This window comes from Actinocorallia longicatena (assembly GCF_039534125.1).
GTDB lineage: Bacteria > Actinomycetota > Actinomycetes > Streptosporangiales > Streptosporangiaceae > Actinocorallia > Actinocorallia longicatena.
On the sequence record NZ_BAAAUV010000001.1, the window covers coordinates 445,611 to 458,155 of the forward strand.

A 12,545-nucleotide genomic window follows, 5' to 3' on the forward strand; every position below is an offset into this window, starting at 1 on the left:
CCCTCCTCCTCACCCAGCTTAGGCACCGGCCGCCCCGCCGGACGACCCCGCCCCGGCCCGGCGGGTGATGGCCTGGAGGCCCACCAGGTCGTCGGGGAGGGCGTCGGGGACCGTCTCGTCGAAGCGGGACAGGGCGCCGTGGCGGAGGGCCGCGGCGGTCCACAAGATCATGAGAAGGGCGCAGAGGACGTAGAGGAGGCCGATGCCCCGGGATTCGCCGGTGCCGAGGATCGGGCCGAGGAGGGGGGCCAGGGCGCCGTCGGGGCGCAGGAGCGGGTCGAGGACTCCGGGCAGGAGCGGGGCCAGCAGGACGAAGCCCAGGGGCTGGGTGGACATGGCGAGGGCCTGGTTGACGGCGATGACCCGGGCGTGGAAGCGGTGCGGGACCTTCGTGTGGATGATCGTCATCCAGATGCCGTCGACCACCGACATGGTCACGCACATCCCGAACACGCCCACGGCGATCAGCGGCAGCGACGGCCGTCCCCCGGCGACGGCGCAGCATCCGGCGAAGGCCAGGCAGAACAGGAGCATGCCGCGCATCCGGCGGCGCGGGCCTCCCCACAGGGCCATGAGCGCCCCGCCCGCGGTCGCGCCGATCCCGGCGACCATGGCGATCCAGCCCGCGTCGGACAGCCCGCCCACCGCGAGGGCCAGCGGGGAGATCAGGACGAAGACCGCGCCCAGGAAGACGTTGAGGACGAAGAAGTAGCCGACCATGGCGCGCAGGCCCGGCCGTTCCCACAGGTAGGAGAAGCCGTGCCTGATCTCGGCCCGCAGGGTCTCGCGCGGACGCCAGGGCATGGTCGCGGGAAAGCGCACCAGCAGGAGGGCGCCGACGGCGATCACATAGCTGATCACGTCGATCAGGAGGATCAGCTTGAGCCCGAAGGCGGCCATCATCCCGACGGCGAAGACCGGTACCAGGAACCGGGACACGCCCATGGTGAACTGCACGACCCCGTTGGCATGGCCCATGTACTCCTTCGGGATCAGCTGCGGCACGGCCGACCCGTAGGCGAGCCGCTGCGTGGTCAGCGCGACCGACAGCAGGGCGAGCAGGACGTACAGGTCGACCGAGCCCAGGTCGCCGGTGAGCACGAGCCGCAGCAGCAGGATCCCCTGGATCACCCCCGCCGCCACCCCGGACGCCAGCAGCGCCCGGCGCCGGTCCGCCCGGTCGATCAGCGCCCCGACGACCGGCGCCGCGACGAGCCCCGGAAGCGTCGCCACCAGCGCGAACACCGTGAACCGGGCGAGCGATCCGGTCTGCAGATAGGTCCACAGCGGGATCGCGTACTCCGTCAGCGCCGTCCCGACCATCGAGACCATCTGCCCGGCGGCGACGGCCAGGAACCGGCCCATGCCCGGACGGACCCCGGAGGCCGCCGCGGGCCTCCCGCCGACGGCCGCGACCCGCCAGGTCTCCCCCGTCCCCTCGGTGAGGTCCTCATGGACGCTCGTGATGATCGAGGCCAGCTCCCCCGCCCTGAACTTGAGGAAGTAGTGGCCGGCCTCGTCGATCTCGACGAGCGCGGTCCGCTCGGTGAGGAAGCCCCACTCGCGGTACCGCTCGCGGGCGAACTCGGTGCCGGGATCCCGCTCACCGGTCACCGAGACGACCGGGGCGGACAGCCGGGCCCCCTCGGCCAGCAGCCGGGTGAAGTACTCCTCGGACCGCTCGCCGTCCTCGCGCATCGCCCTGACCAGGAACCTGCGCTGTTCGGCGTCGGCCTCGCTGAGGTCGGCGCCGGTGGCCTGGAGCCAGTTGGCGTAGATCTCGTCGCTGCGCAGCCGCTCGATCCGGAACGTCCGGTAGAGCGGCCCCAGGATGCGCCCGTCGGGCCGGGCGAAGGGGAAGACCCCGCCCAGGTAGACCGCCTCTATCCGCCGTCCGGCCCCCTCCAGGCCCAGGGCGATCTCGATGGTCAGCGCGGCGCCGGGACCGCAGTGCCCGTACAGGACGAGCGGCCCGCCGACCCGTTCCAGGATCTCGGCCACACAGCGCCGGGCGACCTCCTCGATCGGCTGGGTCTCCTCCTCGACGGCGAACTCGTGGCCCGGCACCGCGAGGGCGAGCAGCGCGTGCTCGGCCGGGAGCGCGTCGGCCAGCGGCTGGTAGACGATCGCGGAGGCCCCGCCGTAGGGGATGCAGACGTAGGTGACGACGGGCGCGGCGGTCCTGGTCAGCTCGTGGAGGAGCCCGCCGGACGCCTCCGGGGCGCTCGAGGCCGCCGCGGCGACCGCCCGGACCGTCGGATCCCGGAAGAGCTCGACCACGGTGACCGGACGGCAGCCGGCCGGCAGCGCCTTGCGGAGCCGGGCCACGGCCTGCGTGGCCAGGAGGGAGTGCCCGCCGAGGTCGAAGAAGTCGTCGAGCGCGCCGACCTCGGCCACGCCCAGCACCTCCGACCAGATCCCTGCGACGAGCTCCTCGACCGGGCCGTGGGGGGCGGTGAACTCCCCGGCGGGCTCCTCGGGCACGGGCAGCCGGGCCCGGTCCACCTTGCCGTGGGCCTGGAGCGGCAGCCGGTCCATCCAGACGAACCTGCCCGGCACCATGTAGTCGGGCAGCCGCTCGGACAGCCCGGCCCGCAGCTCGGCGGCGGGGGTGCCCGCGGTCCCCTCGAGATAGGCGATCAGCCGGTCGTCCCGGACGACCGCCACCGCGCGCACGACCCCCTCGCACCCGCCGAGCGCGGCCTCCACCTCTCCGAGCTCGACCCGGAATCCGCGCAGCTTGACCTGGTGGTCGCGGCGGCCCAGGAACTCCAGCTCGCCGCCGGGCAGGAACCTGCCCAGGTCGCCGGTCCGGTAGAGCCGGTCCCCCTCGGCCGCGAACGGGTCGGGCACGAACTTCTCCGCGGTGAGCTCGGGACGTCCGAGATAACCGCGCGCCAGCCGGTCCCCGCCGATGTGGATCTCCCCCGCGACGCCGGGCGGCACCGGGCGCCCGTCCGGGTCGAGCACGTACACCCTGGTCCCGGGCAGCGGACGGCCGATCGGGGTGAGGGTCCCGGTGTCGCCGTCGTCGGTGACCCGCCAGGTCGTCGCCCCGACGGTCGCCTCCGTCGGCCCGTAGTGGTTGTGGATCTCGCAGCCACCGAGCCGGGCGAGCTCGCGGACCCACGCGGTGCGCGAGGCCTCGCCGCCGAGGATGAGCGCCCGGCGCGGGAGCAGCGCCGCCGCCCCGGCCTCGTCGGCCAGCGCCGCGAGGTGCGACGGCGTCATCTTCAGGTAGTCGATCCGCCGGGAGGCCACGAAGGAGGCCAGTTCCGCCCCCGAGGCCCGCTTGGACAGCATGTGCACGCAGCCGCCGGTCGCCAGAGCCAGGTAGAACGTGGTGATGCCGAAGTCGAAGTGCAGCGACTGCAGCAGCCCGAACGACGATCCCGGCACGATCGCGAACCGCCGCCGCACCCCCTCCAGATAGTTGACGATCTGCCGGTGCTGGACCGCGACCCCCTTGGGCGTCCCGGTCGAGCCCGAGGTGTAGATGACGTAGGCCAGGTCGTCCGGGGCCGCCTCGCCGGAGGGCGCGTCGGGTCCGTCCGCCGGGCCGTCGGTGTCCAGGCACACGATCCGGCCCGCGTAACCGGCGAAGCGCGGCCGCAGTGCCGACACCGTGATGAGCACCGGGGCTGCGGAGTCGGCGAGCATGTAGGCGAGCCGCGCATCCGGTGCCTCGGGATCGAGCGGCAGGTAGGGCGCGCCGGCGTTCAGCACGCCGAACAGCGCGACGGCCGTGCCGAGGGACTGCGGCAGGCAGATGCCGACGGGCCGGTCGGGGCCCGCTCCGGCGCTCCGCAGGCGACGGGCGAGACGCTCGGCGTCCGTCCGGAGCCGCCCGTAGGTCAGGGTCTCGCCCTCGAACGTCACGGCGGGAGCGGCGGGATCATGGCCGTCGATCACCCGGTGCAGCAGCGGCCACGGCGGGCTGACCTCGCCGGTGTCGTTCCAGTCGTCGACGAGCCTGCGGCGCTCCCCCGGGGTCAGCAGCCCGAGGTCGCGCAGCGGGGCCGCGGGGGTCTCGGCGATCGCCCGGAGCAGGGTCGTGAACAGGTCGGCGACCTGCCGGACGGCCGGCTCGCCGAACCTGTCGGAGCGGTAGCGGAAGCACAGCTCGACGCTGTCCGGCAGCTCCCGGACGATCAGCGCGAGATCGAAGGCCGCCTCGTCGAGCGGCCTGCCCCACCGCTCGGTGACCAGCTCGGACGGCCAGGCCCGGCGTTCGGTGTGGGCCTGCTGGAGGATGACCGCGCTCTGGAAGACCGGTCCCCCGCCGACCGCCGAGACCAGCTCGTCGAAGGGCAGTTCGTGGGTGAGTGCGGCGGCGAAGGAGGCCCGGGTCCGGCCGGCCGCGTTCTGGAAGGGCTGGCCGGGGTCGAGTTCGGTGCGGAGCGGGAGCACGTTGATGAAGCAGCCGATCAGCGGTTCGAGCTCGGTCCGGTTGCGTCCGCCGGTCACCGACCCCACCGTGATCGTCTTCTCCCCGGTGATCCGCAGGAGGAGGGTCTTGTAGGCGGTGAGGAAGGCCAGGAAGGAGGTGGTGCGCGGGCCGCCCGCCCGCCTGACGGCCTCGGCCAGCCCGGCCGGGATCGAGGTGACGACCTCGGCGCTGCGGGCCCCGCCGGTCTCCGGCCCGCCGCCGGGCAGCGTGGTGGGCGGGCCGCCGAGGGCCGCGCGCCAGTGATCGGCGCGCTCCGCCCGGGTCCGCTCGTCGAGGCGGGCCCGCGACCAGGCAGCGTAGTCGGCGTACTGGACGGGCAGCTCCGGCAGGTCGGGAGCGGTGCCCGTCCGGTGGGCCCGGTAGGCCGCGGCCAGCTCGGCGATCGCGTTGTCGACCGACCAGCCGTCGGAGCCTGCGTGGTGCCAGACCATCATCAGCCGGTGCTCGGCGGGCGCCACCCGGTACAGGTGCACCCGGAACTGGGGCGCCCGGGCCAGGTCGAACCGTTCGCCCGCGGCCCGCTTCGCCAGCTCCAGGGCGCGTTCCTCGGGGTCGGCCCCGGCGCTGACGTCGACGAGCGCGAAGGGCGGCTCCAAGGAGGGCAGCACCTCCTGGAACGGCTCGCCGCCGACGTCGACCAGGACGGTCCGCAGCGACTCGTGGCGTCGCACGAGCGTCGCGACGGCCTCCCGGAGGGCGTCCTCGTCGAGGGGTCCGTGCAGGCTGAGGCCGGCGGTCACGTTGGCGACCCCGCCGGGATCGACCTGGGCGGCCAGCCACATCCGGCGCTGCTCGAACGAGGCCGGCAGCGGGCGGCCGTCCCGGGGCAGCCGGGCGATCCGCGCCGACCGCCTGGCCAGCAGCAGGGCCAGCGCCTCCTGCCGGTCCGGCGTCAGTTCACTCGCAGTCGTCACGCCGCGCCCTTCCCCTCGAGGTTCCCCCGCAGCGCCTGCAGGAACTGCAGCGCCTCGCGTCCGTTGACGAGCCGATGGTCATAGGCCAGGCCGAGCGTGACGACCGACCGCTGCGCGACCGCGCCCTCCTCGTCGAGGTAGAGCTCGGGACGCGGTGCGCACAGCGAGATCGCGCACGCGTGCCCCGGGAACACGATCGGGATAGCGATCACCGCGTCGGCGTCGGTGTTGAGCGCGACCAGGATGTTCGAGCCGGCCAGATCGGCGTCGGCGAAGGCTCCGCGCAGCGCGGTCATGCGGTGGCGCATGGCGGTCCGGGAGATCTCCCGGAGGCCCAGGCGTGCGGCATCCCTGATCACCGGCACGTACAGTCCCTTGCCGAGGTCGATCGTCAGGCCGACGTGGGGCGCGCCGGAGTGGCGGACGTTCAGGCCGTCCAGCTCGGCGAAGAACAGCGGGAACTCCCCGTGCAGCCCGGCGACGGCCTCGATCAGCAGTTCGGGCAGGCCGACCAGGGTGCGCAGCTCCCTGGTCAGCCGCGCCGCCGCCGCGAGGGTCCCGGTGACGTCGACCTGGATCGCGGTGAAGGCGGCGGGAACCGTCTGCCAGGAGCGGGTGACCGTCGCGGCGACGCCCCGCTGGACGGCGGGGAGCGGCTCGGTCCCGGCGGCGCCGAGCAGAGATTCGATGTCGCCGCTGCGGACGAGGGTGAGTCCCAGCCCGGCCACCCGCGCCTCGTCGATCCCATGGGCGTCCATCAGCGCACGGGCCGGACCGGTGACGACCGGCCCGCCGGACGCCCGCCCGGCCTCCTCGGCGGCGGCCCGCCCGGCCTCGCCGACCCGGGCGATGGGCTGGCCCGGACGGCAGGTCGCACCGGCCGGCAGCAGCCTGCTGAGCGTCCCGCCCTCCTCGGACAGCAGTTCCTCGATCGCCTTGGACGTCTCGATGAGCGCCACCGGATCACCCGGTGCGAGCTCGGCGCCGTCCTCGGCCAGCCAGTCCACGAGCACGTACTCGCTGTCGTTGGTGTTGAGCTTCGGCACGCTGATCTCAGTCACGGAGCGCCTCCCGTACGGCCCGGCGGATGTCGGTGTCCTGCACGAGGACCTCCTGTTCGAGGTGGCCCGCGGTGGGCACGACGGAGTCGGCGGCGTGCACGAGCGCGACCGGCCGGCGCAGCCGCTCCCAGGCGATCTCGTGCAGCCGGTGGGCGACCTCGCTCCCCCAGGTGCCGCCGCCGGTGCCGTCCTCGGCGACGACGACCGTCCCGGCCCTGCCGAGCAGCCCCGCGACGGTCTCGGCGTCGAAGGGGTAGAGCCTGCGCGGGACGAGCAGCAGGCAGCTGATCTCGTCCTCGACGAGCAGCGCCCTGACCGCGTCGAGCGCCCGGTGGGTCAGCCCGCCGGGCACGATCAGCACGCAGTCGCAGTCCTCGGGGTCGTCGAAGGAGACCCGGGTGAACCCGTCCGCCGTCGCGTACCGCAGGAGCTCGTCGACGATCCCGCCGGTGAAGGTCCTCCGGCCGTAGAGGACCTTGTCCTCGAACAGGACGCACGGCTCCTCGAGCGCCAGCATGGTGTCGAACAGGTCCCGGTGGCCGTCGAAGGGCGCGACCTCGAACAGCGACAGCCCGGGGATCCCGACGAAGTGCTTCTGCAGGCTCTGGCTGTGCGTCGGCCCGTACCCGCGGCCACCGCCGGTGGGGCACCGCACGACCAGCGGCACCGCGACCCGCCTGCCGTACATCGACACCGACTTGGCCGCGAAGTTGACGATCTGGTCGAACGCCAGCGTCACGAAGTCGGAGAACATGATCTCCACGATGGCCTTGTCGCCGGACAGGGCCAGCCCGCCGCCGACCCCGACGATGCCGCCCTCGCTGATCGGGGTCGACAGGACCCGGTCGGGGAACCGGCTCGACAGGCCGCGGGCGACCTTGAAGGCACCGCCGTAGGGGTCGAGGAGGTCCTCGCCGATCAGGTAGACGCCGGGGTCGTCGGCGAGCAGGCCGTGCAGGGCCTCGTTGAGGCTTTCCGCCACCCGCATCAGGGCCTCCAGCGCGACAGCGGACGGGCCAGGACGTCGGCGGCGACGTCCTCGACGAACGACCGGGCACGGGCGTCGAGATCGGGCCGGGCGGCGGCGAGCCCGGGATACCAGTCACGGGCGGCGGCCTCCCTCAGCTCGGCGGGGGTCCGGGTGTCGTCGCCCTTGCTGTGCGGGCCGAGCCGGTGCGTGCGGACCTCGAGGACGAGCGGTCCCGCGCCCGCCCTGGTCTCCTCGATCAGCGCGGCGGTCTCGGCCCGGATCTCGCCGGGGCGGCCCGCGGACGTCACGAGGTGGCGGGCCCCGAAGGCGGCGGCCCGCCCGCCGATCGTGCCGGCCATCTGGTGCCCGGTCGGGGTCGACTGGGCGATGCCGTTGTGCTCGGTGACGACGACCAGCGGCAGCCGCCACAGGACGGCCATGTTGAGCGCCTCGTAGACCGCGCCCTCACCCCAGGTGCCGTCGCCGATGAAGGCCAGTGCGATGCCGCCCGGCTCCGAGCGGGCCAGGTGCAGGGCGGCGCCGGCGGCGACGGGCAGGCTCTGCCCCTGGATTCCCGTCGACAGGTAGCGGCCGTTCAGCAGGTGCTGGCTTCCGCCGACCCCGGCGCAGACCGCACCCTCCCGGCCCATGATCTCGGCGAGGAGTCCGTAGGGGTCGCGGCGCACCGCCAGATAGTGGCCGTGGCCGCGGTGGTTGCTGAAGACGAAGTCGCCGTCGCGCAGCAGCGGGGCCAGCGCGACCGGGACGTGCTCCTGGCCGAGGCAGGTGTGAGTGGTGCCGTTCAGCAGGCCCTGGTCGTACAGGTCGAGCAGCTTGCGTTCGAAGTGCCGGATCACCAGCAGCAGGCCGTCGTCGTCGGTCAGGAGGTCGTCCGCGACGGGCTCGAGGACTCCTTGGCTCATGTGCCTTCCTTCGTGAGGAGGTGGACGAGGGCGGCGAGGCGGTGCCGGTCGGAGGGGAGCCCGGGACGCGCCGCCGCCCCGATCGGCGGGGACGGGCGCAGTCCCGCGAGATAGGTCTCCAGATCCGCGGGGTCGAGCGAGGCGACGAACTCCGACGCCTTCCGACGCGACAGCTCCGCGATCCGCGCGTGGTGCTCCGGATCGTCGAGCAGGGCTCTGACCGCGTCGATCCACGGCCGGGGGTCCTGTTCGGGGATCCGCGGCTCGGGCCGGCCGCCGAGGGCCGCGTAGCCCTCGATCGGCCGGACGGGCAGCAGGTAGGGGACGCCGAGCTTGGCCTCGCCGAGCCCGCCGACGTCGGAGGCGAGCACGGGGACGCCGCGGAGCATCGGCTCGACGGCGGTGTAGCCGAACGTCTCGTCCCACAGCGACGGCACCACGACGATCCTGGACCGCGCCCAGATGGCGTCGGTGTCGTCGGTGGCCTCGGCCAGCTCGATGTTCGGGCGCAGGGCCAGTTCGGCGAGGTCGTGCGGGGTGGTGCCCCAGGTGGGCACCGCGAGAAAGCGGACCTCGGGCAGCGCGTCGGCCAGCGCGAGGAAGATCGGCAGGCCCTTGTAGCCGCAGGGGTTGATCATCGTGACGGCCGTGCCGTGGTGCACCGGGTGCGGTCCGGGACCGTAGACGTGCGGGCGGACCAGCGTGGAGTCGATCTCGCCCCAGGTCCGCAGGTAGCTCTGGGCCGTCCGGCTGACGGCGACCACCCCGGCCGACCGGCGTACCAGGCGGGTCCCGGCCTCGCTCGGGTAGAAGGCGCGCGGCCCGAACGGAAGCTGCTGCAGGGTGTGCGCCAGATAGACCACCCGTCCGGGGGTGGCCCGGTGGGCGACGCCCAGCATCATCAGGCCGGGGTCGTCGGAGGGCACGAGCGTCCAGTCGGGGGCGAACTCCCCGAGGCACCGGCGGGCCTGCGCCGGCAGCCGGGACGGCCGGACGACGAGATGGGCCAGCACGCCGTCCAGCCGCGCCACCACGAGCTCCTCCGAGACCGACTCCAGCTCCGCGCCGCCCGCCTCCAGCCCGCCGACCAGGTCCTCGAGGCCGGTGTGGCCCAGTTCTCCGCTGACCGGGGCGACCACCGCGCACTCGTGGCCGCGGGCGGCGAGGTCGCGCATCAGGATCCGGTTGGACTTGCTCGCCCCGCCGTGGGTGCGGTGGAAGAACATGTTCTGCGCCAGCAGGACCCTCACCGCCGCGCCTCCAGGACCTTGAGCAGCGCCGCCCGTCGCGGCCCCGACAGTCCCGGCGGGAGGGCGGGCCCCTGCTCCGTGCTCCGGCCGGTGCCGGCGAGGCGTTCGATCTCCTGGACGGCCCCGGCGAGGCCGTCGGCCGCGGTGAGCGTCTCGGCGCCGGTGCGCACCGCCTCGTGCAGGAGGGCGGCGATCAGGTCCGGCCGCCAGGAGGCCGCCGGCAGCCATCCCGCGAGGCCCGAGGCGGCGAGCCGTTCGGCGTTGTCGGGCCGGTCCACCCCATGGGCGAGGATCACCTGCGGGGTGCCCGAGACCAGCGCGCGGGCGATGGTGCCGATGCCGCCGTGGTGCAGGATCGCCCCGGCTCCGGCCAGCGCGGAGTGGAAGGGCAGGGCGGGCACCCAGTGGACGTTCTGCGGCAGCGGCCGCGGCACGAGGTCCCGGTGCCGGACCACCAGCAGCGCCGGGAGCCCCGCCTCCGCGCAGCCGGCGACCGCGCGCTCGTAGAAGGCCGGGTGCATCATCCGGCCCGTGCCACCGGTGACCACGATCGGGGGGACGGGGCCCTGGAGCAGCTCCGCGGCGGCGGGCGGGACCGGGAAGCTCCGGTCGTCGGCGAGCGGGAACCCGGTGAGCAGGGTGCCGGACGAGCGCGCCCCGGCCTCGTCGAACCAGCCGGGCCAGAACCCGAGCTGCAGGTCGGGACGGCCCCAGGGCGTCACCGGATCCAGTCCCGCGGCGGCCCGCACCCCGGCGAGGCCGGACTTCAGCGCGGTGGCGTACAGGTGCCGGGCGGGCCGCTCGGCCATGATCTGGATCGGTGAGACGGCCGCCCAGACCGCGGGCGCCCCGAGGCCCTCGGCCGCCATCAGGGCCGACAGCGCGGAGGTGTGCCGCCCGATGACGACGGTGCCGCCCGGCACGTGCCGCTCGGCGATGGCCTCGTACTCGGCGGTGATCTGGCCGAAGAGTCCGTTGCGCTCGTAGAACCCGCGCCAGCGGTCCAGGCGGTTGCCGGCCAGCAGCGGCGCGGTGTCGGCGAGCTGCCGCTCGTACTCGGCCTCGGTGTCGATCGCGACGAACCCGAGGCCCCGGCGTTCGATGGCGGGGCCGTAGGGCGCGTGCGTGATGACCGTGACGTCGTGGCCGCGCTCTCGCAGGAGCGACCCGAGCCGCACGAACGGCAGGACGTCGCCGTCCGTCCCGTGGGTCACCAGGAGCTTCGTGCCCATCCTCAGCGGTCTCCGCCCTCGGCGAGCAGTGCGCGGACCTGCTCGTCGCTCAGGGCGTCGAGCTCGGCCATCAGTTCCTCGAGCCTGCCGTCGTCGGCGCCCTCGGCCAGCGACTCGTCGATGGCGCGTGCCGCGACGGCCACCGTCAGGTCCTCGGCGAACAGCATCTCGACCGGCAGCTCGACGCCGTAGGCGTCCTGCACTCTGGCGACGAAGCGCAGCAGGGTGAGCGACTGGCCTCCGAGCTCGAAGAAGTCCGCGTCCCGTGACTTCGGCTCGGCTTCCAGGAGTTCCGCCCACAGCCGCGTCACCGCGGCCTCGGTGGGCGTCAGCGCCTCGTTCATCGATCCTCCCGTGAGGGAGCGCTCTCCGCCCGGACGTGTCCCGGCCCGAATGCCGACGTCATGGGAGCGCTCCCACAGGGAGGGTACGCACCGACCGATTTCGGTCGCAAGGATGAAAAGACAGGCCTCGGCGGCGCCCCGGACGCTCCGCGTAACCCGCCGGTAACCCGTTCTGTCCAGGCTTTCCGGTCCCGACCCAGAGCCGCAACGCGGCCTTGACAACCGTGAAATCAGCCTCGACCGGGCTGACCGACTCCGGCCAGAAACACTCGAACTCCTGTGCGGAGGGGTGCGCCGGGCGGCCTTCCGGAGGACGGGAGGAGGCGCGTCAGGCCGCCGCGGCCTCGCGCATGCGGGCGACGGACGTGGCGTCCATGTAGTCACGGTTGTGGACGATCAGGCCGTCGCGGATCCGGAGCACCAGCAGGCCCGGGATCGTGAAGGGGCGCCCCGCGACCTCGCCGACGACAATGTGCTCGCAGACGACCACCTCCGGGTCGTCGGTGCGGCGGACGACGATGTCGACGACGTCCGCGACCCGGAACGGAGTGGACCCCCACGACGCGGTGTAGGCGGCGCGGACCTCCTCTCGACCATGGAGCGCGGCGGGCATCCCCGCCATCCGGAAGGGGAACTCGTGGACGGCGTCCTCGGCGTACAGGTCGGCGAGCTCATCCGCCGACGTGTGGCGCATCGCGTCGTAGTAGCAGCGGACCGTTTCCATGATGGACCCCATTCGCTCAACAAGTGATGACTCAACGAGTGTAGAGCAAACACCGGCGCCCGCGGGAGACGGCCTAGAGTCAAGGAATGACACTCAGCCGCGCCGAGCGCCGAGCCGAGACCGACGGGCGCATCCTGGACGCCGCCCGGCGGCTGTTCGCCGAGCGCGGCTACGAGCGCACCACGATCAGGAGCGTCGCGTCGGCGGCCCGGGTCGACCCGGCACTGATCATGCAACGGTTCACCAGCAAGCAGCACCTGTTCGACCGCGCCGTCCAGCCCGCGGGCTCTCCGGGCCCGGCCGCCGATCCGGTCGAGGAAGTGCTGGGCACGCTCGGCTGGAAGCTCGGCGAGCTGCCGCCCGAGTCCCTGGCCATGCTCCGCTCGATGCTCACCCATCCCGAGGCCGCCGCCTCGGCGCGCTCGGCCCTGACCGCCCAGATCGGACGCCTGGAAGCCTCACTCGACGGCACCGACGCGCGCCTGCGCGCCACCCTCATCACCCTGGTCATGCTGGGCGTGACCATCGGCCACCAGCTCCTGCACCTGGAAGAGCTGCGCGACACCCCGCCGGAGGAGATCGCCGGGCTGCTCCGCCCGTCCCTCCAGGCCCTCACCGCCGACCCGGCCCCGTGAGTCGCGGGCGCGCACCGTGCTCCCCGTCCCGCAGATCGCCCG

Annotated in this window: 9 protein-coding genes; 1 reads left to right on the forward strand and 8 read right to left on the reverse strand. The window is 73.8% G+C overall.

The window, feature by feature from the left end; all coding sequences use genetic code 11:
* Window positions 1-18: 18 nt before the first annotated feature.
* The 8 genes from ABD785_RS01955 to ABD785_RS01990 form a co-directional block, all read right to left on the reverse strand.
* Window positions 19-5,364 (reverse strand): non-ribosomal peptide synthetase/MFS transporter, encoded by a 5,346-nt coding sequence (locus tag ABD785_RS01955; RefSeq protein ID WP_344821386.1) that lies wholly within the window; start codon window positions 5,362-5,364, stop codon window positions 19-21.
* Window positions 5,361-6,425: a 2-oxo acid dehydrogenase subunit E2 gene (locus ABD785_RS01960; protein ID WP_344821387.1), complete on the reverse strand. Its 1,065-nt coding sequence runs from the start codon at window positions 6,423-6,425 to the stop codon at window positions 5,361-5,363. The genes ABD785_RS01955 and ABD785_RS01960 overlap by 4 nt, the downstream gene beginning before the upstream one ends.
* Complete coding sequence (locus tag ABD785_RS01965; RefSeq protein ID WP_344821388.1) at window positions 6,418-7,413, reverse strand: alpha-ketoacid dehydrogenase subunit beta; 996 nt, start codon at window positions 7,411-7,413, stop codon at window positions 6,418-6,420. Before ABD785_RS01965 ends, ABD785_RS01960 begins: the two co-directional genes overlap by 8 nt.
* Window positions 7,413-8,318, reverse strand: a complete 906-nt coding sequence (locus tag ABD785_RS01970; protein WP_344821389.1) for a thiamine pyrophosphate-dependent dehydrogenase E1 component subunit alpha — start codon at window positions 8,316-8,318, stop codon at window positions 7,413-7,415. The genes ABD785_RS01965 and ABD785_RS01970 overlap by 1 nt, the downstream gene beginning before the upstream one ends.
* The gene (locus tag ABD785_RS01975; RefSeq protein WP_344821390.1) at window positions 8,315-9,568 is read right to left on the reverse strand and encodes a glycosyltransferase family 4 protein; all 1,254 of its coding nucleotides are present in this window, start codon (window positions 9,566-9,568) and stop codon (window positions 8,315-8,317) included. The genes ABD785_RS01970 and ABD785_RS01975 overlap by 4 nt, the downstream gene beginning before the upstream one ends.
* On the reverse strand, window positions 9,565-10,800 hold the full coding sequence (locus ABD785_RS01980; protein ID WP_344821391.1) for a glycosyltransferase: 1,236 nt from the start codon (window positions 10,798-10,800) through the stop codon (window positions 9,565-9,567). The genes ABD785_RS01975 and ABD785_RS01980 overlap by 4 nt, the downstream gene beginning before the upstream one ends.
* A 2-nt stretch (window positions 10,801-10,802) precedes the next feature.
* Window positions 10,803-11,144, reverse strand: coding sequence for a phosphopantetheine-binding protein (locus ABD785_RS01985; RefSeq protein WP_344821393.1), 342 nt, complete (start codon window positions 11,142-11,144; stop codon window positions 10,803-10,805).
* Between the two features lie 328 nt (window positions 11,145-11,472).
* Complete coding sequence (locus ABD785_RS01990; RefSeq protein WP_344821395.1) at window positions 11,473-11,868, reverse strand: nuclear transport factor 2 family protein; 396 nt, start codon at window positions 11,866-11,868, stop codon at window positions 11,473-11,475.
* An 86-nt stretch (window positions 11,869-11,954) separates the two neighbouring features.
* Here ABD785_RS01990 and ABD785_RS01995 point away from each other — a divergent pair, with 86 nt between their 5' ends.
* Complete coding sequence (locus ABD785_RS01995; protein WP_344821397.1) at window positions 11,955-12,503, forward strand: TetR/AcrR family transcriptional regulator; 549 nt, start codon at window positions 11,955-11,957, stop codon at window positions 12,501-12,503.
* The last annotated feature ends 42 nt before the right edge of the window (window positions 12,504-12,545 follow it).

Coding starts and splice junctions, on each gene's coding strand:
- ABD785_RS01980 (WP_344821391.1), bottom strand. CDS start 10,800: ATGGGCACGAAGCTCCTGGTGACCCACGGGACGGACGGCGACGTCCTG.
- ABD785_RS01990 (WP_344821395.1), bottom strand. CDS start 11,868: ATGGAAACGGTCCGCTGCTACTACGACGCGATGCGCCACACGTCGGCG.
- ABD785_RS01970 (WP_344821389.1), bottom strand. CDS start 8,318: ATGAGCCAAGGAGTCCTCGAGCCCGTCGCGGACGACCTCCTGACCGAC.
- ABD785_RS01995 (WP_344821397.1), top strand. CDS start 11,955: ATGACACTCAGCCGCGCCGAGCGCCGAGCCGAGACCGACGGGCGCATC.
- ABD785_RS01965 (WP_344821388.1), bottom strand. CDS start 7,413: ATGCGGGTGGCGGAAAGCCTCAACGAGGCCCTGCACGGCCTGCTCGCC.
- ABD785_RS01985 (WP_344821393.1), bottom strand. CDS start 11,144: ATGAACGAGGCGCTGACGCCCACCGAGGCCGCGGTGACGCGGCTGTGG.